At 65.3% G+C, this 22535-nt stretch carries 20 protein-coding genes and 1 tRNA gene; 10 read left to right on the top strand and 11 right to left on the bottom strand.

What is annotated here, in order from left to right; genetic code table 11:
• Nucleotides 1-28 precede the first annotated feature (28 nt).
• The 3 genes from G7007_RS04905 to G7007_RS04895 are packed head-to-tail and all read right to left on the bottom strand — an operon-like array spanning nt 29 to nt 3737.
• Entirely contained in the window at nt 29-2236 is a 2208-nt protein-coding gene (locus tag G7007_RS04905; protein ID WP_181099486.1) for a xanthine dehydrogenase family protein molybdopterin-binding subunit, read from the bottom strand.
• A complete protein-coding gene (locus G7007_RS04900; protein ID WP_181099484.1) occupies nt 2233-3222 on the bottom strand; it encodes an FAD binding domain-containing protein in 990 nt (329 codons plus the stop codon). Before G7007_RS04900 ends, G7007_RS04905 begins: the two co-directional genes overlap by 4 nt.
• Nucleotides 3219-3737, bottom strand: coding sequence for a (2Fe-2S)-binding protein (locus G7007_RS04895; protein WP_181099482.1), 519 nt, complete (start codon nt 3735-3737; stop codon nt 3219-3221). The genes G7007_RS04900 and G7007_RS04895 overlap by 4 nt, the downstream gene beginning before the upstream one ends.
• 74 nt (nt 3738-3811) lie before the next feature.
• On the opposite strand from G7007_RS04895, the gene G7007_RS04890 reads away from it, so the two are divergent.
• Nucleotides 3812-4441, top strand: coding sequence for a nucleotidyltransferase family protein (locus G7007_RS04890; protein WP_181099481.1), 630 nt, complete (start codon nt 3812-3814; stop codon nt 4439-4441).
• Nucleotides 4442-4586: 145 nt separating this feature from the next.
• Here G7007_RS04890 and G7007_RS04885 read toward each other — a convergent pair whose 3' ends face one another.
• On the bottom strand, nt 4587-4880 hold the full coding sequence (locus tag G7007_RS04885; protein ID WP_181099479.1) for a DUF1330 domain-containing protein: 294 nt from the start codon (nt 4878-4880) through the stop codon (nt 4587-4589).
• 77 nt (nt 4881-4957) lie between these two features.
• Here G7007_RS04885 and ribBA point away from each other — a divergent pair, with 77 nt between their 5' ends.
• The 5 genes from ribBA to G7007_RS04860 all read left to right on the top strand — a co-directional run bounded on the left by ribBA (nt 4958) and on the right by G7007_RS04860 (nt 10210).
• On the top strand, nt 4958-6064 hold the full coding sequence (gene ribBA, locus G7007_RS04880) for a bifunctional 3,4-dihydroxy-2-butanone-4-phosphate synthase/GTP cyclohydrolase II (protein WP_181099477.1): 1107 nt from the start codon (nt 4958-4960) through the stop codon (nt 6062-6064).
• A 228-nt stretch (nt 6065-6292) separates the two neighbouring features.
• Nucleotides 6293-7318, top strand: a complete 1026-nt coding sequence (locus tag G7007_RS04875; RefSeq protein ID WP_181099475.1) for an ABC transporter substrate-binding protein — start codon at nt 6293-6295, stop codon at nt 7316-7318.
• Nucleotides 7315-8226, top strand: a complete 912-nt coding sequence (locus G7007_RS04870; protein ID WP_181099473.1) for an ABC transporter permease — start codon at nt 7315-7317, stop codon at nt 8224-8226. The genes G7007_RS04875 and G7007_RS04870 overlap by 4 nt, the downstream gene beginning before the upstream one ends.
• A gap of 6 nt (nt 8227-8232) precedes the next feature.
• Complete coding sequence (locus G7007_RS04865) at nt 8233-9042, top strand: ABC transporter permease (RefSeq protein WP_181099472.1); 810 nt, start codon at nt 8233-8235, stop codon at nt 9040-9042.
• 19 nt (nt 9043-9061) lie between these two features.
• Complete coding sequence (locus tag G7007_RS04860; protein WP_181099470.1) at nt 9062-10210, top strand: ABC transporter ATP-binding protein; 1149 nt, start codon at nt 9062-9064, stop codon at nt 10208-10210.
• Between the two features lie 78 nt (nt 10211-10288).
• On the opposite strand, the gene G7007_RS04855 is transcribed toward G7007_RS04860, so the two are convergent.
• On the bottom strand, nt 10289-11002 hold the full coding sequence (locus G7007_RS04855) for a YebC/PmpR family DNA-binding transcriptional regulator (protein ID WP_181099468.1): 714 nt from the start codon (nt 11000-11002) through the stop codon (nt 10289-10291).
• Between the two features lie 196 nt (nt 11003-11198).
• Nucleotides 11199-13742 (bottom strand): bifunctional diguanylate cyclase/phosphodiesterase, encoded by a 2544-nt coding sequence (locus G7007_RS04850; RefSeq protein ID WP_181099466.1) that lies wholly within the window; start codon nt 13740-13742, stop codon nt 11199-11201.
• Between the two features lie 146 nt (nt 13743-13888).
• Here G7007_RS04850 and G7007_RS04845 point away from each other — a divergent pair, with 146 nt between their 5' ends.
• The 3 genes from G7007_RS04845 (at nt 13889) to G7007_RS04835 (ending at nt 18176) form a co-directional block, all read left to right on the top strand.
• Nucleotides 13889-14656 (top strand): SDR family oxidoreductase, encoded by a 768-nt coding sequence (locus G7007_RS04845; RefSeq protein WP_181099464.1) that lies wholly within the window; start codon nt 13889-13891, stop codon nt 14654-14656.
• A gap of 131 nt (nt 14657-14787) precedes the next feature.
• Nucleotides 14788-16635 (top strand): SLC13 family permease, encoded by a 1848-nt coding sequence (locus G7007_RS04840; protein ID WP_181099462.1) that lies wholly within the window; start codon nt 14788-14790, stop codon nt 16633-16635.
• Between the two features lie 113 nt (nt 16636-16748).
• Nucleotides 16749-18176 carry a GGDEF domain-containing protein gene (locus tag G7007_RS04835; RefSeq protein ID WP_181099460.1) on the top strand — a complete coding sequence of 476 codons (1428 nt, stop codon included), beginning with the start codon at nt 16749-16751 and terminating at the stop codon, nt 18174-18176.
• Nucleotides 18177-18774: 598 nt separating this feature from the next.
• Here the strand turns inward: G7007_RS04835 and G7007_RS04830 are convergent.
• The 4 genes from G7007_RS04830 to G7007_RS04815 all read right to left on the bottom strand — a co-directional run bounded on the left by G7007_RS04830 (nt 18775) and on the right by G7007_RS04815 (nt 21723).
• On the bottom strand, nt 18775-18933 hold the full coding sequence (locus tag G7007_RS04830) for a hypothetical protein (protein WP_181099451.1): 159 nt from the start codon (nt 18931-18933) through the stop codon (nt 18775-18777).
• Between the two features lie 5 nt (nt 18934-18938).
• A complete protein-coding gene (locus G7007_RS04825) occupies nt 18939-19277 on the bottom strand; it encodes a hypothetical protein (protein WP_258198461.1) in 339 nt (112 codons plus the stop codon).
• 186 nt (nt 19278-19463) lie between these two features.
• Nucleotides 19464-20852: a nucleobase:cation symporter-2 family protein gene (locus tag G7007_RS04820; RefSeq protein WP_181099444.1), complete on the bottom strand. Its 1389-nt coding sequence runs from the start codon at nt 20850-20852 to the stop codon at nt 19464-19466.
• Nucleotides 20853-21051: 199 nt separating this feature from the next.
• Complete coding sequence (locus tag G7007_RS04815; protein WP_144934102.1) at nt 21052-21723, bottom strand: Bax inhibitor-1/YccA family protein; 672 nt, start codon at nt 21721-21723, stop codon at nt 21052-21054.
• 134 nt (nt 21724-21857) lie between these two features.
• On the opposite strand from G7007_RS04815, the gene G7007_RS04810 reads away from it, so the two are divergent.
• Nucleotides 21858-21945 (top strand) — tRNA-Ser (locus G7007_RS04810).
• A gap of 157 nt (nt 21946-22102) precedes the next feature.
• On the opposite strand, the gene G7007_RS04805 is transcribed toward G7007_RS04810, so the two are convergent.
• On the bottom strand, nt 22103-22351 hold the full coding sequence (locus G7007_RS04805; RefSeq protein WP_375139478.1) for a hypothetical protein: 249 nt from the start codon (nt 22349-22351) through the stop codon (nt 22103-22105).
• Nucleotides 22352-22535: the final 184 nt, after the last annotated feature.

Genomic DNA, 22535 nt, shown 5'->3' with positions numbered 1-22535 from the left:
ACCTGCCGAGCGCCCCGCGGGTTCGCGACTACCCTTCCAGCACCTTGTCCAGGGTCAGCGGGAAGTCGCGCAACCGCTTGCCGGTTGCATGACAGATGGCGTTGGCCACTGCAGCAGCGACACCAACGATGCCGATTTCACCAACCCCCTTGGACCCCAGCGCGTTGACGATCTCGTCCGGTTCATCGACGAAGATCACCTCGATCTCGCCAATGTCGGCATTCACCGGGATATGGTACTCGGCCAGGTTGTGGTTCATGTACCGGCCCAGCGCGTGGTCGGTGTGCGTCTCTTCCTGCAAGGCCATGCCCAGGCCCCATACCACGCCGCCCAGGATCTGGCTGCGCGCGGTCTTGGGGTTGATCACCCGTCCGGCGGCGATGGCGCTGACCACCCGTGTGACGCGGATCGTGCCGAGGTCTTCATCGATCTGCACTTCGACGAAGACTGCCGAATGGCTCGCCGTGGAGAAGCCTTCGCGGCGTGCACTAGGCTCGCTGTCGATCAGTGCCTCGCGGGCGTCTTCCGGCATCTGGCGAAGGACTTCGGTCAAGGCGAAGCGATGCTCGCCCACGCACACCTGCGGGCCGTCGATGACGAACGCCTCGACACCGAATCCGTCCAGTTCCGGATGCTGGTCGCGCACCGCCTGGATGAGCTTGGCGCGCAGCACTTCGCACACCTGGCGCACCGCCGAACCGACCGACGAGACGGTGAACGACCCGCCCTGCAGGGGCGCGGTCGGCAATGAGGAATCGCCCAGCTTGAAGGTGACCTGCTCCGGCGCCAGGCCCATGGCGTCGGCAGCGATCTGGGTCATCACGGTGTAGGTGCCGGTGCCGATGTCGGTGGTGGCGCTGCTGACCGTCAGGTGGCCGTCCAGGTCCAGGCACGCTTTGGCGCTGGCTTTCATCTGCATGGCTTCCCACACGCCGCCAGCCATGCCCCAGCCGATGCGCTGGCCGTTCTCGACGCGGCTGGCCGGACGTGGATCACGCTGGTCCCAGCCAAAGGCCTCGGCCCCCTGGCGATAGCAGTCCAGCAAGGCCTTGCTGGTGTATGGCTTGCCCTCGTTGGCGTTGGTGTCGGTGAAGTTGATGGTCCGCAGCGCGACCGGGTCCATGCCGACCGCAGTGGCCAGCTCGTCCATGGCGCACTCCAGGCCGATCAGCCCCAGGGCGGCGCCCGGTGCGCGCATGTCCAGCGGGGTGTAGACGTCCAGGGGTGCCAGCTTGTAGCCGAAACGCACGTTGTCGCAACGGTAGAGCATGCCGCTCCACTCCACGACGTGCTCGGAGAAGTCTTCGAAGCGCGAGGTCTGCCCGACGGCGTCGTGGGAGATGGCCTGCAGGTGGCCCTGGGCATCGGCCGCCAAACGCAGACGCTGCTGTGTGCGGGGACGGTAACCGAAGGTGAACATCTGCTGACGCGTCAACACGACGCGTACCGAGCGCTTGAGCTGCAACGCCGCCATCACGGCCAGGGGCAGCTGGTACTGTGGTCGCAACCCGGAGCCGAAAGCACCGCCCACGTAGGCGGCCAGTACCCGCAGCTTATCCTCGGGAATGCCGAACACCGTATGCAGGTAAGTGCGGCAGTTCTGCGTGCCCTGGGTCTTGTCGTGCACCTCCAGGCTGCCGTCAGGTTTGTAGATCACCGTGGAGGCATGAGGCTCCATCGGGTTGTGGTGTTCGATGGGGGTGGTATAGGTGGCATCCACTTTGAACGGTGCACTGGCGTAGGCCTGCTCGAAATGACCGCGGGCCTTGGGCAGCTCGGCCGGCGCGTCATGGGCGCGTTCCAGCGCCGAGAGCAGGTCCGTCTCGTGCGCCTCGGCGTCGATCTCGAGACGGATCAGCGAACCGGCGTACCGCGCCAGCTCCAGGCTCTCGGCGACCACCAGCGCCAGCGGTTGGCCACTGTAGAGCACACGGCTGTTGTACAGCGGACGGAACGGCGAGCCGTCGGCGGCGTCGTCATCGCTGTACTGCTCGTCCTCGCCGGCCAGACGGGGCCGGTTACGGTGGTGCAGCACGTCGATCACGCCCGGTACCTTCAAGGCGGCTTCGCAGTCGATGTGTTTGACGCGGCCCCGGGCCACATGGCTGGAGACGACGCTGCCATAGAGCAGCCCCTGCTGTGGGAATTCGGCGGCATACCGGGCCGTGCCGGTGACTTTCGCAGGACCATCGACACGGTCCATCGGGCGGCCGCAGGCCAGTTCGACAGGTTTCATTGGGCGCTCCCCTGGGCAGCGGTGGTCAGTGCGCGGACGATGGCGCGGCGAGCCAGTCCGGTCTTGAAGGCGTTCTGCGACAGCGGCTGGGCACCGGCCAGCACCTGATCGGCCAGGGCCGCGTAGGTCTGCGCAGTAGCAGGCTGACCGCACACGGCGCTTTCCGCCGCCGCTTGGCGCCAGGGCTTGTGGGCCACGCCGCCCAGGGCCACGCGGACGTCCTCGAGCATGCCATCCTTTACTTGCACGGCAGCGGCCACGGCGATCAATGCGAACGCGTAGGACGCGCGGTCGCGTACCTTGACGTAGCTGACGTGCCCGCCGAAGGCCACCGGCGGCAGCTCGATGCCGGTGATCAGCTCACCTGTCTTCAGGTGATTGTCGTACTGCGGCGTATCGCCAGGCAGGCGATGGAAGTCGGCGAAGGCGATCTGCCGCTCGCCTTCGGGACCCTGGACATGGACGACGGCCTCCAAGGCTGCCAGGGCCACACACATGTCGGACGGGTGCACGGCCACGCAGGCTTCGCTGGCGCCGAGGATGGCATGGGCACGATTCAGACCGTCGCGGGCCGGGCAACCGGTGCCGGGCTCGCGCTTGTTGCACGGCACGGCGGTGTCGTAGAAGTAGTAGCAACGGGTGCGCTGCAGCAGGTTGCCGCCGGTGCTGGCCATGTTGCGCAGCTGGGGTGAGGCACCCGCCAGGATCGCCTGGGACAGCAGCGGGTAGCGTTGCTCGATCAGGGGGTGCCAGGCCAGGTCGGCGTTGCTTTCCAGCGCGCCGACCCAAACGCCGCCTGCGGCGGTCTCACGTACGCCGCGCAGCGCGTCCAGGCCGTTGATGTCGACCAGTCGCTCGGGGCGCTCGACGTTTTCCTTCATCAGGTCGACTAGGTTGGTGCCACCGGCGATGTAGCGGCTGTTGGCGTCCGCCAAGCGGACCGCGTGCTCGATGCTGGTGGGTTTCTCGTAAGCGAACGGGATCATGAGGCGCGCCCTCCGTGGATCAACGGCAAGGCCTCGGCGACGGCATCGATGATGTTGCTGTAGGCGCCGCAGCGGCACAGGTTGCCGCTCATGTGCTCCTGGATCTCGGCGCGCGTGCGGACCTTGCCTTCGTGGGCCAGGCCCAGGGCCGAGCAGATCTGCCCAGGCGTGCAGTAGCCGCACTGGAAGGCGTCGTGGCGGATGAACGCTTCTTGCAGCGGATGCAACTGGTCGCCGTCGGCCAGCCCTTCGATGGTGGTCAGCTGGTCGCCGTCACACATCACCGCCAGGGTCAGGCAGGCGTTGACTCGTTTGCCGTTGCGCAACACCGTGCATGCGCCGCACTGGCCGTGGTCACAGCCTTTCTTGCTGCCGACCAGGTCCAGCTGGTCGCGCAGCAGGTCCAGTAGCGTGATCCAGGGTTGCACCTGCAGGTGGTGGGCCTGGCCATTGATGGTCAGGCTGATCGCCTGGCCCGGTGAAGCGGCGTGCGACGCCGGATTGAACTCGCTCATGGGAAACAGTCTCACGGTGGATAGGCGAATGTGCAGTCAGCTGCATCTTCCAGATACGACCGGAGCGTTTGGCCATGTGTTCAGAGCAAATCATCCCCCGAACCGGCGGTTGCGCCGGGCTGGTCCTGGCTGCCGGGTTCGGGCGTCGTTTCGGTGCCGACAAGCGTCGGGCAACGTTGGACGGCGCGCAGACGCTGTTGGCTACCACGCTGGCCCGTGCGGGCGCGGCTTTCGAGGAACTGTGGGTCGTGCTGCGCGAAGAGGACGATGCCCCGGCGCTGGGCGTGCCCGACGACGTCCCGGTCATTCGCAGCCGGCAGGCCGACCAGGGCATGGGTGCCAGCCTGGCAGCGGGCATCGGGCATGTGCTGGCGGTGTCGGAGGCTGACAGCGTGGCGATCCTGCTGGGCGACATGCCCTGGATCGCCCAGACCACCTTGCGCGAGCTGTGCAGCCATGCCGACGTGTCGCGCATCGTGCTGCCCTGGTACGCCGGCGAGCGCGGGCAGCCGGTCATCTTCGGCCGGCAGTTCTGGCCAGCCCTGGCCACGCTGACCGGCGACCAGGGTGGCAAGGCCGTGATCGCCAGGCATGCCCAGGCCTGTGTGTCTGTGCAGGTGAACGACGCGGGGATCGTGCAGGACGTCGATGTGGCGGGCGATCTGCTCCGTCCCATTCCCCCGGACAGGCGCATTCCCTTGTGAACGGCCCCTGCCGGGGCGCCGGACCGGCCGCGATTGGGCGCGCAGGGCCCATGGACAGTGCTGGCATGGCACACCGAGTAGTGGGTTCTGTGGGCCCTGCGGGCCCAATCGCGGCACGGGGGCCGCGCCTACAGGCAGCCGGCGATCAGGGCGTGAAACCTTCGACGATGATCACCTCGGCCTTGGCCACCCCCTGGCGATGCCGGCAGGCCTCCTGATAGGCCTCGGAGCGGTAGCACGCCACGGCTTGCTCGTAGCTGTCGAACTCGATCACCACGCTGCGCTGGGGCGTCGGTCGGCCCTCCAGCGCTTCGCTGCGCCCACCGCGGGCCATGAAACGTCCGCCATAGGCGGCAAAGGCAGCCGGGGCGCGCTGGGTGTACTGTTGGTATTGCTGTGGGTCGGTCACATCGACGTGGGCGATCCAGTAGGCCTTCATGGGTGACGCTCCTGTAGGCGTGTATTTGTGTATGATGGTATACCACAAAAACAACCCCGTGACAGGTGAGCGTGCCCATGGCTTTCAACCGCATCGAAGAGCTGCTCGACGACTACCGACAGGGCAAGATGGTCCTGCTGGTGGATGATGAAGACCGCGAGAACGAAGGTGACTTACTGATCGCCGCCGAGCGCTGCGACGCCTCGGTGATCAATTTCATGGCGCGCGAAGCCCGCGGGCTGATCTGCCTGACCCTGACCGACGAACATTGCCAGCGGCTGGGCCTGGAACAAATGGTGCCCAGCAACGGCAGCGCGTTCAGCACGGCCTTCACCGTGTCCATCGAAGCGGCGCAGGGCGTCACCACCGGGATCTCCGCCGCCGACCGGGCGCGTACCGTGGCCGCCGCGATAGCCCCCGATGCGCGCCCCGAAGACCTGGTGCAGCCTGGGCACATCTTTCCGCTGCGCGCTCGCGAAGGCGGCGTGCTGACCCGCGCCGGACACACCGAGGCGGGCTGCGACCTGGCGCGCCTGGCCGGCTTCAGCCCGGCGTCGGTCATCGTCGAGGTGCTCAACGACGACGGCAGCATGGCACGCCGCCCGGACCTGGACGTGTTCGCCGCGCACCACGGCATCAAGATTGGCACCATCGCCGACCTGATCCACCACCGCCTGAGCACCGAGCACACCATCGAACGCATCGGCGAACGCGAGCTGCCGACCGTACATGGCACCTTCCGCCTGGTGACCTACGAGGACCGTATCGAAGGCGGCGTGCACATGGCCATGGTGATGGGTGAAATCCGTCGCGACCAGCCGACCCTGGTGCGCGTGCACGCCATCGACCCGCTGCGCGACCTGGTCGGCGCCGAGTACGCCAGGCCGGCGAACTGGACACTGTGGGCAGCGCTGGAGCGGGTAGCGGCCGAGGGCGCCGGGGTGGTGGTGGTGCTGGCCAACCACGAATCATCGCAAGCGCTGCTCGAACGCGTGCCGCACCTGACCCAGCCACCTCGCCCCTATCGCCGCGGCCAGGTACCGACCTATTCCGAAGTGGGCACCGGTGCGCAGATCCTGCAGGACCTGGGCGTCGGCAAGCTGCGTCACCTGGGCCCGCCGCTCAAGTACGCGGGATTGGCCGGCTATGAACTGGAAGTCGTACAGAGCATTCCTTTCGCCTGAGCTGCCGGCCTGTCGACGACCGCCCCCCCGAATGATGGCCGGTCGCCAACAAGGCTTGCGAAAAGTTTGGAATACCATAATATGATATCCCGTAGACCTTGAAAGCTCAGGCCGCCGGCCCCGCGTCCCGCTACGGCCCTGCGACACTTTGTCTAGCTGCTCCCCGAATACAGGGCGAGTCACATCGGAACACTCGCCTCGAATAACAAAAGTCACGAGGGTGTAACCATGCTGTTGAGCAAACGTGTAAGCGCAGTGCTGTCCGCCAGCCTGCTGACCCTGGCCTGTCAGGCCGCCGTCGCGGCCGACAGCCTGAACGTCGTCAGTTGGGGTGGCTCCACCCAGGACGCCCAGAAACAGGCCTGGGCCGAACCGTTCGCCAAGGCCACCGGCATCAAGGTCGTGCAGGACGGCCCGACCGATTACGGCAAGCTCAAGGCCATGGTCGAAAGCGGCAACGTGCAGTGGGACGTGGTCGACGTCGAAGCCGATTTCGCCCTGCGTGCCGCCAGCGAAGGCCTGCTCGAGCCGCTGGACTTCATCACCATCAAGCGCGACCGCATCGACCCGCGCTTCGTCTCCGACCATGGCGTCGGCTCGTTCTTCTTCTCCTTCGTGCTCGGCTACAACGAAGGCAAGCTGGGCGCCAGCAAGCCAGTGGACTGGTCGGCGCTGTTCGACACCAAGACCTACCCCGGCAAGCGGGCCCTGTACAAGTGGCCGAGCCCGGGCGTGCTCGAGCTGGCCCTGCTGGCCGATGGCGTGCCGGCCGACCAGCTCTACCCACTGGACCTGGACCGTGCATTCAAGAAGCTCGACACCATCAAGAAAGACATCGTCTGGTGGGGCGGCGGTGCGCAGTCCCAGCAGTTGCTGGCCTCCGGTGAAGCCGCGCTTGGGCAGTTCTGGAACGGCCGCGTCTACGCCCTGCAGCAAGACGGGGCCCCGGTCGGCGTGAGCTGGAAACAGAACCTGGTCATGGCCGACTTCCTGGTGGTGCCCAAGGGCGCCAAGAACAAGGACGCCGCCATGAAGTTCCTGGCCAACGCCAGCGGGGCCGAAGGCCAGGCCGAGTTCGCCAACCTGACCGCCTACGCGCCGGTCAACCTGGACAGCGTCGACAAGCTCGAGCCGGCGCTGGCCCCCAACCTGCCGACCGCCTACGTCAATGACCAGATCACCCTGGACTTCGCCTACTGGGCCAAGAACGGCCAGGCCATCGCCGCCCGTTGGAACGAGTGGCTGGTCAAATGAAAGTCGCCATCAATGCCTTGCAGCGCGCGCCGGGTGCCGACCCCGGCACCGCTGCGCCGGCGGCCCCGCGCCGCCCGCCCCTCGGCCAGCGCTGGCGCGGCAGCCGCAACCTGTTGCCAGCCCTGCTGTTTCTCGGCCTGTTCTTCTTCGCCCCGCTGATCGGCCTGCTGCTGCGCGGCGTGCTGGAGCCGGTGCCGGGCCTGGGCAACTACGAGCAGCTGTTCGCCAACTCGGCCTATGCACGGGTGCTGTTCAACACCTTCTCGGTGGCCGGGCTGGTGACGGTGATCAGTGTCTTGCTGGGCTTCCCGCTGGCCTGGGCGATCACCCTGGTGCCCAAGGGCTGGGGCCGCTGGCTGCTGAACATCGTCCTGCTGTCGATGTGGACCAGTCTGCTGGCACGCACCTACTCCTGGCTGGTGCTGCTGCAGGCCTCGGGGGTGATCAACAAGGCCTTGATGGCCCTGGGCATCATCGATGCGCCGCTGGAGATGGTGCACAACCTCACCGGGGTAGTGATCGGCATGAGCTACATCATGATCCCGTTCATCGTGCTGCCCTTGCAGGCGACCATGCACGCCATCGACCCGATGGTGCTGCAGGCCGGTTCGATCTGTGGCGCCAGCCCGTGGACCAACTTCTTCCGGGTGTTCCTGCCGCTGTGCCGGTCGGGATTGTTCTCCGGGGCACTGATGGTCTTCGTGATGTCGCTGGGTTACTACGTGACCCCCGCCCTGCTGGGCGGCGCGCAGAACATGATGCTGCCCGAGTTCATCATCCAGCAGGTGCAGTCGTTCCTGAACTGGGGGCTGGCCAGCGCCGCCGCCGCACTGCTGGTGCTGATCACCCTGGTGCTGTTCTTCTTCCTGAAGCTGCAACCGGAATCCCCGGTGGGCAATGCGAGGTAAGCCATCATGCTGCTGTCCCCCAATGCCATGGGCCGTCCCCTGCGGGTGGGCCTGTACGCCACCACGGGCCTGATCGCGGCGTTCCTGCTGCTGCCGATCCTGTTCATCGTGCTGCTGTCGTTCGGCTCCTCGCAGTGGCTGGTCTTCCCGCCGCCGGGCTGGACGTTCAAATGGTACGGCCAGTTCTTCTCCAACCCTGAGTGGATGGATGCGGCCTTGGCCAGCCTGAAGGTCGCGGTGCTCACCACCGTCTGTGCGGTGCTGCTCGGCCTGCCGACGGCGTTCGCCCTGGTGCGTGGACGCTTCCCGGGCCGCGAGATGCTCTACGGCCTGTTCACCCTGCCGATGATCGTGCCGCTGGTGATCATCGCGGTGGCGGTCTACGCGCTGTTCCTCAAGCTCGGCTACACCGGCACCCTGGTGTCGTTCGTGGTCAGTCATGTGATCGTCGCGCTACCGTTCACCCTCATCTCGATCATCAACTCGCTCAAGCTGTTCGACCAGTCGGTCGAGGATGCCGCAGTCATCTGCGGCGCCTCGCGGGTGCAGGCGATCGTCAAGGTGACCTTCCCGGCGATTCGCCCCGGGATGATCGCCGGTGCGCTGTTCGCCTTCCTGGTGTCCTGGGACGAGGTGGTGCTCAGCGTGATGATGGCTAGCCCCAACCTGCAGACCCTGCCGGTGAAGATGTGGACCACCCTGCGCCAGGACCTGACCCCGGTGATCGCCGTCGCCTCGACGCTGCTGATCGGCCTGTCGGTCCTGGTCATGGTCATCGCCGCTGCCTTGCGCCGGCGCAACGAAGTCAGCGCCTGAGCGCCCGGAGACAATCCCAATGAGTGCAGTCCGCGACCCATCCGCGCAGCCCAAGACCTTGGTTAGCCTGCGCAACCTGAACAAGCACTACGGCGACTTCACCGCCGTGGACAACCTCGACCTAGAGATCCAAGACGGCGAGTTCCTGACCTTCCTCGGCTCCAGCGGCTCGGGCAAGTCCACCACGCTGTCGATGCTGGCCGGTTTCGAGACGCCCAGCAGCGGCGAGATCCTGGTCGAGGGCCAGTCGTTGGTGAAGGTGCCGCCGCACAAGCGTGACATCGGCATGGTGTTCCAGCGCTATTCGCTGTTCCCGCACCTGTCGGTGCGCGACAACATCGCCTTCCCCCTGGCGATCCGCAAGCTGGGCGCCAGCGAGACGGCCAGACGGGTCGACGCCATGCTCAAGCTGGTGCAGCTGGACAGCTTCGCCCACCGGCGCCCGGCCCAGCTGTCGGGCGGCCAGCAGCAGCGAGTGGCGATCGCCCGTGCGCTGGTATACGAGCCGCGCATCTTGCTGATGGACGAGCCCTTGGGCGCGCTGGACAAGAAGCTGCGCGAGGACCTGCAGGACGAACTGCGCCAGCTGCACCGGCGCCTGGGCATCACCATCGTCTATGTGACCCACGATCAGGAAGAAGCCATGCGCCTGTCCCAGCGCATCGCCATCTTCAGCCACGGCAAGATCGTCGGGCTGGGCAGCGGCTACGACCTGTACCAGAATCCGCCGAATGCGTTCGTCGCCTCGTTCCTGGGGAATTCCAACTTCCTCAGGATCACCACCCACGGCGAAGGCGTCGGCAGCTTCGAAAGCCAACCGCTGGCGATGCGCCTGACCCCCGGGCTGGTCTCGGGTCAGGAGGCGCTGGTGATGGTACGGCCGGAGAAAGCCCTGGCCCTGAGCGACGAGCAGGCACGCCGCGAGCCGTTGCCCGGTGGCTGGAACGAGGTGCAGGCCAAGGTGACCGAGGTGTTGTTCCTGGGCGAGAGCCAGACCTGCCATGTGGTCACGGCCGGTGGTACGGAACTGACGGTCAAGGCGCTGTCGGCCGCAGGCATGCCGATGAAGCCGGGCGACACGGTGAAGGTGCGTTGGGCGGTGGCCGATGCCTGCGTGTACACGCAGTGGTCGCCCAGCGACCTGAGCAAGTCGGCCGGCGCGCACTGACGCCGACACCTGGCGTGTGCCCGGTTGGGGGTACGCGCGCCGGGGCGGATCAGGACATGGCCCGCCCCCGCCTGCCGATTACTCGGTCAGACCCACATAGACGTTCTGCACGTCATCGTGGTTGTCGATGTTCTCGAGGAACGCTTCGACCTCGGCCAAGGCTTCGGCGCTGAGGCTGGCCGCGCTGACCGGGTTCTTCGGCGTGTAGCCGATCTTCGCCGAGGTCACGGTGAAGCCATGCTCGGGCAGCGCCTTCTGGACCGCGTCCAGGTCGGTGGTGTCGGTGATGAACAGGGTGGAGCCCTCTTCCTCACCGTCCTCGAAGTCTTGGGCACCGGCTTCGATCGCAGCCATTTCCGGGTCGGCGTCAGCGTTGTCCGGGGTGGCCTCGAGCAGGCCGACGTGGTTGAAGTCCCAGGCGACCGAACCGCTGGCGCCCAGCTGGCCCTTGCGGAAGGCCACGCGGATTTCGGCGACGGTGCGGTTGACGTTGTCGGTCAGGCACTCGACGATCAGCGGCACGCGGTGCGGCGCGAAGCCTTCGTAGGTGACCGCGGCGTACTGCACGGTGTCGCCGTCCAGGCCGGCACCCTTGCGGATGGCGCGCTCGAGGGTCTCGCGGGTCATCGAGGCCTTCTTGGCCTGATCCACGGCCAGGCGCAGGCGCGGGTTCATGTCCGGGTCGGCGCCATTCTTGGCGGCGATCTGAATTTCCTTGGCCAGCTTGCCCATGATCTTGCCTTTGGCGTTGGCTGCGGCTTCTTTATGCTTGGCTTTCCACTGTGCGCCCATGTCGACTCTCTTCGGTTCAACGGCCGGTTCAGGAAGCGACCGGCAAAGGGGTGCAGTTTATACGCCGTTGGCGGGGGATCGACAAGGAATGGTAAGGATCAAGGGCGTCAGCGCGTGGGGTGACGGCGTCGCGCCGGGACGACGAGCGGGCAGGCTCCTTGGACCTTCAGGCCGAAGACACCCACGCCTGGCCGGCTCACTTCGCGTCCTGCCGCTCCTGCATCAAGCGCACCAAGGCTTCGTTGTCGACCGGCCGACTCAACAGGTACCCCTGCACTTCATGGCAGCGATCTTCCGCCAGCAGCGCCAGCTGCTCGGGCGTCTCGACCCCTTCGGCGGTGACGGTCATGCCCATGGCGTTGCCCAGGTTGATGATCGCCTGTACCACACAGCGATCGCTGCCGCTCTTGCCCAAGGCCTGGGTGAAGCGCTTGTCGATCTTGATGCCGTCGAACGGATACGTGCGCAGGTAGCCCAACGACGAATAGCCTGTCCCGAAATCGTCCATGTTCAGGCGTACGCCGAGCTCCTTGAGCGCCTGCATGGTGTGAAGCGCGCCTTCCACATCATTGAGCATCACGTTCTCGGTGATCTCCAGTTCCAGCCGTCGAGCCGGCAGCCCAGTGGCCCTGAGCGCCGCGTGCACATCGCGCACCACATCGCTGCGACGAAACTGCGCAGGCGACAGGTTCACCGAGACCGTGGCCTCGAGCGGCCAGGCACGGGCGCGCTCGCACGCCTCGTGCATCACCCAGTTGCCTAACAGCACGATCAGATCGGATTGCTCGGCCAGTGGGATGAACGCGTCGGGCGCCTGCAGGCCACGTACCGGATGCTGCCAGCGCACCAGCGCCTCGACCGCAGCGAGCGTGACGCCATCCACGCGAAAGCGCGGCTGGTAATGCAGGCGCAACTCGCCCCGCGCGATCCCCTCGCGCAGCTCTTGCTGCAACGTGCGCTTGTCCAGCAACGCGGTGCTCATGGCGCCGGAGAAGTACCGCCAGGTGTTGTGGCCTTCGCGCTTGGCGGTGTCCAGGGCGATGTCGGCATAGCGCAGCAGCTCCAAAGGCGTGCCCCCATGCTCGCTCGACAGCGCCACCCCCAGGCTGGCACCGACCTGTATGGAGCGGCCCTCGAACGCGATCGGCTGGCGCACGCTGTCGATGATCCGCGTACAGAAGCGATCCAGCTCCGGCCGCTGGCCTGGCTTGACCAGCACGAGGACGAATTCGTCACCGTCGAGCCGGGCGATGAGGTCACCGTCACGCGTCGCCTGCAACAGGCGCGCGGTCACCTCCAGCAACACGGCATCGCCTGCCGGATGGCCGATGCCTTCATTGACGAGCTTGAACTGCTCCAGGTCCAGCATCACCACGGCCAGCTCGGGCGGTTCGTTGTGCGTCAGGGACTCGAGATGACGATACAGCTTGTTGCGGTTGGGCAGGTTGGTCAGGACATCGTGAAGGGACAAGTGCTGAATCTGTGCATGGGCGGCCACTTCGTCGGTGATGTCGGTGGTCGTGCCGCGAAACCCCTGGCACTGGTCGATGGCAGGGATGGCCCGTGCCGCGACCCGGCAAATGCGCTGTGCTCCGGAATGGTCGCGGTAGCCGCAGCGCAGCACCCCAGGTTCGCCGGAACTGCCCAGCGCGCGTAGCCAGGCGTCCAGCTCGCCCGTGCTGCAGGCGAGCAGTTCGGTGATCGGCCGGCCCAGCCACTGCGCCGTGTCCAGGCCGGTCAACTCGGTGAACCGGCTGGACAGGTAGATCAGCCGCAGGCTCGGGTCGGTCTCCCAGATCCAGTCGGACGTGGACTCGGCGATGGCCTTGAAGCGCGCCTCGCTGGTTTCCAGCGCCGCCTTCGACGCGGCCAATCGCCGCTGACCCCGATCGATGCTGGCGCTGACGCGCAGGGCATACCGGCCCAGTACCGCAACGATCAGGGCAATCGCCAGAATGGACAGGACCAGCGGGATGCCCACGGCACGTACGAGCGCCTCCCCAGGCCGAGCGACCTGCCAGGTCAACCAATGACCACTGCCAGGCAGGGGCAGCCTGTCAGCGGTCGATGCTTCAGGGGGGCGCGTCGACAGCGAGACACCCTCGAGGCCGGCCGAGCGACCGAGCGAGGCCAGCAGCTCGTCATCCAGGACACGAATGAAGGTCAGCACGGTGCTGGGTGGCGGCGGATCGACCGCCACCGGGGGGCGGATCACCGACGCGGTGAACAGGGCAGCACGCCCCTCGTACAACAGGTAACCCGTCGCGGCCTCTTCCTCCAGCGCCGCCTGACGGGCCGCCGCCAGAATCGCCGGTGCCTGGGCACTGCGCTGCGACAGCCCGTCTTCGCTCAACTGCCCGTCGACCACGGCATAGCGGGTGCCGCCGTCATCCAGCACGTACACCCCTTCGTAGCCGTCTTCGCTGAAGAGCGTGGCACCGACGTTGTCTTCATCGAAGGCCCAGCGCGTGTCCACGGTGCGTGACAGATGCTCATAGGCCGCCTGCCAGACCGCATGACCCGTGACATAGGAACGCTCCGCCTTTTCGAACTGGGCCAGCGTCGACTCGGCGTGAAAGCGGCTGGTCTGGGTTTCGCGTTCGTCCAACGAGCCTGCCAGGCGATACAGCGATGTCAGTACGACCAGCAACATCACGATCAACAAGCTGGAGAACGCCAGCATCAGCCGGCGAATCACCTGGTTGCGAGTGGACAGGCCCTTGTCACGGATGCGATCCATTCGATCTCTCGTCTCGCCACGGAGTATGCAGCATAGACCGGCTGCAGAGCAGGATGATCGTAGCAGATGACGACCGGGCGTGGACATGTGAGCCGCTGTCACGGGCCCGGTCTAGACTCTGGAGCGACGTCAATGAGGAGATACCTATGCCTAGAACCACCCTGTTCGACCTGGATGGCAAGATCGCTCTGGTGTCGGGAGCCAGCCGCGGCATCGGTGAGGCCATCGCCCACCTGTTGGCAGCGCAAGGCGCCGAGGTCATCGTGTCCAGCCGACGCCTGGACGCCTGCCAGCAGGTTGCCGAGGCGATCGTGGCGGCGGGAGGACGTGCCACCGCGCTGGCCTGCCACATCGGTGAGCCCGAGCAGATCCGCCATACCTTGGCCCAGGTACGCGAGCGGTTCGGCCGGCTCGACATCCTGGTCAACAACGCTGCCACCAACCCACAGATGTGCAACGTGCTGGACACCGACCTCGGTGCCTTCCAGAAGACCGTGGACGTCAACGTCCGTGGGTATTTTTTCATGTCCGTGGAAGCGGGCAAGCTGATGCGTGAGCATGGCGCAGGCAGCATCATCAACGTCGCCTCGATCAACGGCGTCTCGCCCGGCCCCTTCCAGGGCGTCTATTCCATGACCAAGGCGGCAGTGATCAACATGACCAAGGTCTTCGCCACCGAATGTGCGGGCTTCGGCATCCGCTGCAACGCGCTGCTGCCAGGGCTCACCGACACGCGCTTCGCGTCGGCGCTGGTCAATACGCCGGCCATCCTCGACGGCGCCTTGCAGCGTATCCCGCTCAAGCGCGTGGCCGCTCCGCGCGAAATGGCCGGCGCAGTGCTGTACCTGGCCAGCGAAGCCTCCAGCTACACCACGGGTGCGGTGCTGAACGTCGACGGAGGATACCTGGCGTGAGGGCAGGCAGGACAAGGGCGCGCGCCGCGCCGCTGGCGCTCGGTCCATTGCACTGCGTCAATGCCAAGGCGGCCTTGCGCTGACACACTACGCGCATTGCCGGTTGCCGGTGTCCGGGATTCCCTGCGTCGATGAATCACGAACTGTTGAACGTCATGGGCCTGCTGGCGATCATGATCGGCTTGTTCCTGGCCAATCGGCCGCGCATGGACGTGGTCGCGCTGCTGGCGATGATGGCCTTGCCCCTGACCGGCGTGCTGAGCGTCGAACAGACCCTGGCCGGCTTCGGCGATCCGAACGTCGTGCTGATCGCAGCGCTGTTCGTGATCGGCGAGGGCCTGGTCAGGACCGGCGTCGCCTACCGGATCGGGGTCTGGATGAGCGAACGTGCCGGTCGCAGCGAGGCCCGCCTGCTGACGCTGCTGATGCTGGCGGTGGCAGGCCTGGGTTCGGTGATGAGCTCGACGGGCGTGGTCGCGCTCTTCATCCCCGTGGTCCTGAGCCTGTGCGCGCGGCTCGGGCTGGCGCCAGGCCGGCTGATGATGCCACTGAGCTTCGCCGGCCTGATCAGCGGCATGCTCAGCCTGGTGGCGACACCGCCGAACGTGGTGGTGCACAGCGAGCTGGTTCGCCAAGGCCATGCCGGATTCGGGTTCTTCGCCATCACGCCTTTCGGACTGGTGATCCTGCTGATCGGCATCGGCTACCTACTGTGGGCGCGCCGCTTTCTGAGCGTACCGGAGCTGTCGGACCAAGGCGCGCCAGGCACGCGCACCCTGCTCGACCTGGTGCGCGACTATGGGTTGAGCGGCCGAGAGCGTCGCTTGCGTGTCGCCCAGGACTCGCCCCTGATCGGGCATACGCTGGGCGAGCTGCAGTTGCGGACCCGGCATGGCGCCAACGTGATCGGCATCGAGCGTCAGCAGCACTTGACCACGCGGATCAAGGCCGCAGACTCCACCACCCGCATCGAACCCGGCGACGTCCTGCTGCTTGACCTGTTCGGTTCCGCCCAAGCCCTGGCCGCCTTGTGCCGGACGCAGCGCCTCGAACCGCTGCGCTTCAAGGCGGCTTATTTCATCGATCAGTCCCAGGACATCGGCATGGCCGAAGTGCTCCTGCCGCCCGGCTCTAACCTGATCGACCAGAGCGTGCTGAGCGTTGGCTTTCGCAGCCGATTCGGGCTGCATGTGACGGGCCTGCGGCGCGAGCACGCCGCGCTCACCGAGCAGCTGCTCGAGTGCCCTTTGCGCATGGGCGATACGCTGCTGGTGGTCGGCCCCTGGAAAGCGATTCGACGGTTGCAGACCCAGCCTGGGGATTTTCTGGTGCTGAGCCTGCCCAGCGAGATCGAGCAGGTGGCCCCTGCCCGTGCACGCGCCCCGCAGGCCTTGTTCAGCCTGACGGTGATGGTGCTGCTGATGGTCAGTGGGTGGGTGCCCAACGTGCTGGCCGCCTTGATCGGTTGCCTGCTGATGGGCGCCGGGCGCTGCATCGACCTGAACAGTGCCTACCGGGCGATTCACTGGCCGAGCCTGGTCCTGATCGTCGGCCTGTTGCCCTTCGCCACGGCCCTGCAGAAAACCGGCGGCATCGATCTGGCCGTCAATGGCCTGGTCGATGTACTCGGCAATGCCAGCCCTCGCGTGCTGCTGGCCTGCCTGTTCGCCTTGACGGCGACCATCGGCCTGTTCATCTCCAATACCGCGACTGCCGTGTTGATGGCGCCGGTGGCGGTCAGCATGGCGACGGCGCTCGGGCTGGCGCCACAGCCGTTCGCGATGACCGTGGCGCTGGCAGCCTCGGCAGCGTTCATGACCCCGGTGTCCTCGCCAGTCAACACCCTGGTGATGGGACCAGGCGGCTATCGCTTCATCGACTTCGTCAGGCTGGGGGTCCCTTTCACCCTGCTGGTGATGGGCGTGACCGTCCTGATGGTACCTTGGTTGTTCGCGTTCGAGCCGGTACTTTCCCCCTGAGCACCGGGCCGATCGATCAATAATATCCAATTGACATCAGTCAAGAGGTTGCACACACTCCCCAGCACGCCGTCCCAAGCGCCTGCCCTTGAGGCTTGGGCGCGGACTTTCGTTTGCCGGACACGCCCATGGTGCCTCCAGCCTTCTCACGCCTGCTTCCCTACCCGGCCCTCACGGCGCTGACGTTCGTCCTGACCCTCGCGGGCATTCTCGCTCGCCCGATCGAGTCGCTGTCGTTGTTCTGGCCGGTGAATGCCGTGCTGATCGGTATCCTCCTGCGCTATCCACGACCGGCGACCCCCGTCGGGTTTGCCTTGATGTACGCCGCCATGGTCGCCGCCGACCTGGTCTGTGGCAGCCCCTGGCTACCGGCAGCCTGGTACAACCTGTGCAACCTGGGCGCGGTTCTGACTGGCTGGGCCCTTCTCACACGCGTGGCCCGGGCGCATCGCAAACTCGGCACCCCCTACGCCGTATTGAATCTCTGCGGCGCCAGCGCGGCAGCGGCAGCGGTGGCCGCCAGCCTGGCCTGCCTCTCGGCCATCGTCTGGTTCGACCAACCGCTGCGCAGCACATGGCTGGACTGGTTCAGCGAGCAGTTTTCCACGGCCATCCTGTTGATGCCGGCACTGCTCACCTGGCCGACCGGCGACTGGATACGGCGTGCGGACAGCCCCCCGGTACGGCTGATGCCGCTGGCCCTGTTGCTGGCGTCGCTGGCCGTTGGCATTCTGGTCGGCGGGCCGGGCGCCATCGCTTTCCCAATCGCTGCGCTGCTGTGGTGCGCATTGATCTATTCGCCCTTTCTGGTCGCCCTGCTGACGCTGATGGCAGGCAGCACCATGATCATCGCGGTGGCTCAGGCCCTGCTGCACTACGGCTACCCCGGTCGCGAGGCGGCGGTCAACACCTTGGTGTCGGCGCGTCTGGGGATCGCCATGCTGGTGCTGGGCCCCCTGGTGGTCGCGTGCGTCAATCATGCCAACCGGGGTCTGCTCGCGCGACTGCAACGGCAGGCGACCCTGGACCACCTGACCGGCGCCCTGTCGCGCAGTGCCTTCACCGAGCGCGCCACGCGCCTGCTCGAGGAGCGTCGGCGCCATGCCCACGCGTCACCGATCACTTTGATGATGCTGGACATCGACCACTTCAAGTCGATCAACGATCAACACGGCCATGCCGCCGGCGACTGTGTGCTGAGACTGTTCACACAAGTGCTTCAAGAGCAGCTACGCGAGCAGGACATCCTGGCCAGGCTTGGCGGCGAAGAGTTCGTCATCGCCCTGCCCGGCCTGTCGCCCGAACAGGCCAGGTTCACTGCCGAGCGCTTGCTGCGCACGGTACGAGCGATGCCCGTGCACCATGCGGGCAAGCAATTGCACATCACGGTGAGCATCGGCTACGACGGCTGTACGGTCGGCGAGGTGTCGCCGACCCTGGATCAGTTGCTGGACCAGGCCGATCATGCGCTCTACCGCGCCAAAGCCTTGGGCCGCAATCGCACCGAGCGCGCTCGGCAAGCGACGGAGTCGCTCCTCTGAGCCTGCGATGAACCGGTTTGGCATCGAAGAAAGGCACGCCTGGTGTCAGACGTGCACCCCCACGCAATTGATCAAATTCTGCTCAAACTGACAGAGACCGCGTGGGGCTTAGCTTACAAGGCGTTATCCACAGACCTACCCACGTTTTCTGTGGACAGATTCCAATCAAATGAACGACTTGTCGCACAGGGTTAACGTGAATACGCGACAGCCTGTGCACGAGACACGTGATCGTCCGGCCTCGGCTCAACCCGGCGGGATCGTGCCCAACAGGCCGATCAACAGTGTCAGGATCAGAAAACCGCCCAGAAACAGCGCAAGCTTGCCCATGGTGACCTCTACGATAGGTATCGAAACGAAAAGGCCGGATGAGCTGCAGACTGGGTCGACGCTATGGCCTGGCTCATTCGGTGCAGGGTCATTATCCGGCGCGAACTGATACGGTTACAGATTCAGGTCACGGTGAAAAAACCATATCAGATAAACCGGGGGCGACAGCTGCGTGACGTGCGATTGGACGAACCGCACCCTTGCGCCCCGCATCAGGGGCAGAGGGTGCAAGGGTCATGCAGGGAAAGGTGGGAGCGTCTGCCGACGCTCAGGTGCGTTCGGGCTTGTCGCCTTCACGGCGACCCGTTTGTTGCGCGGTGGTCTTGCCGTCGTCCGATTCGCTGGTGCCGGAACGCGAGGCGTCGTTGTCGCGTTCGACTTCGCCCGGTTTACGCTGCGGGTGGGTACTGCCGGTCTGCTTGTCCATGGTGCTCAGCCTCCAAGGGATACGAAACCTTGGAGTGCAGACGGCGTCGACTGGTTCACCCGTACCGGACCGGCACAGGCCTGCTGCAAAGCCAGTTGACGCGCCTTGGCGACTGCGCTGGCCAACGCACGGGTCATCGATTGGCCTGGACGTTCGTCATGTGCCTCTTCATGCAGCGCCATGCCGGATGCAGCGTAGATTCCCATGAATACTTGCGTGACGCCGCTCCGTGACAACCGTACCTGGATGTCGATGGTGGTCCCATCGCTCAAGGTCTCGGGGTGTGTTCGATGATGGAGCGTCGGATCGGCCCACGACCAGAAGAGGTCCCCGCGAATTCTCATGCCAGCGCTCCTGCGACGTTCGTTGTATGGGGCTTGCCAATACCCCACACAGTAGCGCAAGCCGCGTGACAGGCCACGGACAAAGCCTGCGTTTGGCGAAAAATTCGGACAGCCGGTTGAACCAACTCGAAAACCGGGAGTCGCCCGTCCAGGTTCGCGCTGGACGGGTGGCCAATGCCGCGACGATCAGGCGCGCTTTGCGGTGTCCGGCAAGAACCAGTTGAGGATCACGGCACACAGTCCGCCAGTCGCCACCCCGGACTCCAGCACGTCCCGCAAGGCCGCCGGCATGTGCGCGAGAAATTCCGGGACCTGCGCCACGCCCAGACCCAAGGCCAGGGAGACGGCGATGATCAGCAATGCTCGACGGTCCAGCGAAAGGCTGGCCAGGATGTTGATGCCCGAGGCGGCGACTGCGCCGAACATCACCATGGCGGCGCCACCGAGCACAGGCTCCGGCACGGCCTGGATGACCCCGGCCACGCTGGGGAACAGTCCCAGCAGTACCAGCATCGCGGCGATCCACAGCCCGACATGGCGGCTGGCGATTCCGGTCAGCTGGATCACGCCGTTGTTCTGGGCGAAGATGGAACTGGGAAACGTATTGAACAAGCCTGCCAGCAACGAATTGGCGCCGTTGACCAGCACGCCGCCCTTAATCCGCTGCATCCAGATCGGACCGTCCACGGGTTGACGCGAGACCTTGCTCGTCGCCGTCACATCGCCGATGGCCTCGAGCGAGGTCACCAGGTAGATCACCAGCATCGGGATGAACAGCGCCCAGGAGAAGCCCAGCCCAAAATGCAGCGGCATCGGCACCTGGATCCAGGCCGCCTCGTGCATGCCGGTGAAGTCCAGCCGCCCCAGGTAGCCGGCCAATGCATAGCCGGTGGCGAGCGCGATGACAATGGCGCAACTGCGCATCCAGACCACCGGCACGCGGTTGAGCAGTACGATGATCGCCAGCACGGTACCGGACAGCAGCAGGTTCTCGCCATTGGCGAAGGTGCCGTTGCCCATGGCCGTGAAACCACCGCCCATGCTGATCAAGCCCACCTTGATCAGAGTCAGCCCGATCATCAGCACCACGATCCCCGTGACCAACGGCGTGATCAGCCGCTTGATGAACGGCAGAATGCGCGACACGCCCATTTCGATGAAGGAGCCGGCGATCACCACCCCGAAGATCGCCGCCATCACCCCTTCCACCGGGGTGCCTTGCTTGACCATCAATGCCCCTCCGGCGATCAGGGGGCCGACGAAGTTGAAACTGGTGCCCTGCACGATCAGCAACCCGGCACCGAACGGGCCGAACCGCCGGCATTGCACGAAGGTGGCGATGCCCGAGATGATCAGCGACATCGAGACGATGAGGTTGGTGTCCCGCGCCGGAACGCCCAAGGCCTGGCAGATGAGCAGGCCAGGCGTCACGATCGGCACGATGATCGCCAACAGATGTTGCAAGGCCGCCAGCAAGCTGATCAGCGGCCTGGGCTTGTCGTCCAGCCCCAGCACCAGCTCATCGTTGTCGTGAGGGCGCGAACCCGTGGCTGACCTGCGCTCGATGGAACTCATGGAAACACTCTGCCCGTGGAAAAGAGGCGCGCATTCTACGGCCAGAGGTGCCATTGGGGTAGGGAAAATCGGACGGTGCGCCAAGGTATGAACGACGTCGTCCCGCCGCAAGCGCCGACGCACCCTGGCAAACCTCACACATGACGAAGGGGCGCTAGGCGCCCCTTCGTTAGGTGGTGCAACAGCGTGCGGGGAGGGATCAGTCGTCGCTGCTCATGATGCCGAACAGCTGAAGCAGGCTGACGAACAGGTTGTAGATGGAGACGTACAGACTGATGGTCGCCATGATGTAGTTACGCTCACCGCCATGGATGATCGCGCTGGTCTGGAACAGGATACACACCGACGAGAACAGCACGAAGCCGGCGCTGATCGCCAGTTGCAGGCCGCTGATCTGGAAGAAGAAGCTCGCGATCACGGCGCCCATCAGGACGAAGAAGCCGGCGGTGATGAAGCCGCTGAGGAAGCTCATGTCCTTGCGGGTGGTCAGCACGTAGGCCGACAGGCCACCGAAGACCAACGCGGTCATGGCGAATGCGGAGCTGACGACTTCGGCGCCCCCGCTCATGCCGAGGTAGCGGTTGAGGATGGGCCCGAGGATGAAGCCCATGAAACCGGTCAGGGCGAAGGTCGAGACCAGGCCCCAGGCCGAATCACGCAGCTTGGCGGTGAGGAAGAACAGCCCGTAGAACCCGATCAGCACGACGAAGATGTTCGGGTAGCCGACGCGCATCTGCTGGGCGACGAAGGCCATGACACCGCTGAAGGCCAAGGTGAGGGCCAACAGACCGTACGTATTGCGCAGGACGCGGCTGACTTCCTGCTGCTCGACCTGCTGGCCGTGGTTGACGGCATAATCCTGTTCGCGCATGGCGACGCTCCTGTGATGAATGGTCCAAGGTTTGACACATTTGGATGCAGGCAGCATACCAGAGCCTCTGCCCAGGTCGACAGAGAGAGTTTGACAGCTTGTTTCATTCGGGTATGATTGCCGCCGCTGTATACGGAAGCGTGGCCGAGTGGTTTAAGGCAACGGTCTTGAAAACCGTCGATGGGCAACTATCCTAGAGTTCGAATCTCTACGCTTCCGCCATCCTCAAAGCCCTGATCATTCAGGGCTTTTTTCGTTTCTGGCGGGGCTGATCCGGGCCTTGGGAAGCGCCGAAACGCCTACCCTTTCCGACACCATTATGGTGCCACCCAGCTCTGAATGGCGACCTCGCCAATACCTGCGTCACACGGTCTGTGGTTCACTCTTGCGAGCGCTGCTGTTTATAGTCGGCAATATCCTCGGGGGTTACGTCCTTTCTATAGCACATCGGCGATTCACCTCCCGGCTTGCTGTAGGCGCTTCGCTTTCCACAAGCGCTGCCGTTTCGAGTCGTGTTGAAGGGGCAGGCGCACGATCCAGAATAGGAAGCAATCGACTCAGCGATGATTCGCTTCGCGATTTCATCGTCGGACAGCGCGTCCTGCCTGGCCTCGACTCCACATGCCATGAACAAGATGCTGAGCGCCAGGCTGCCCAAGACACGCATACCTACCCTCCCTATCATGCCTAGGGGTCAGCGCCACTGGCGCCCCTTATCTGTCTAGACGAGGAACTATCAATTCGCCACTATCTTTTGCGAACGGAAGCCTTCTTCGAGAGATACCTGCACCATTGCTCATCCCGTTGCGCTT

Origin of the sequence: Pseudomonas entomophila (genome assembly GCF_013523125.1) — a bacterium.
In the GTDB taxonomy this organism is placed as follows: domain Bacteria; phylum Pseudomonadota; class Gammaproteobacteria; order Pseudomonadales; family Pseudomonadaceae; genus Aquipseudomonas; species Aquipseudomonas entomophila_B.
This window is presented reverse-complemented; position numbering and strand designations above follow the sequence as displayed.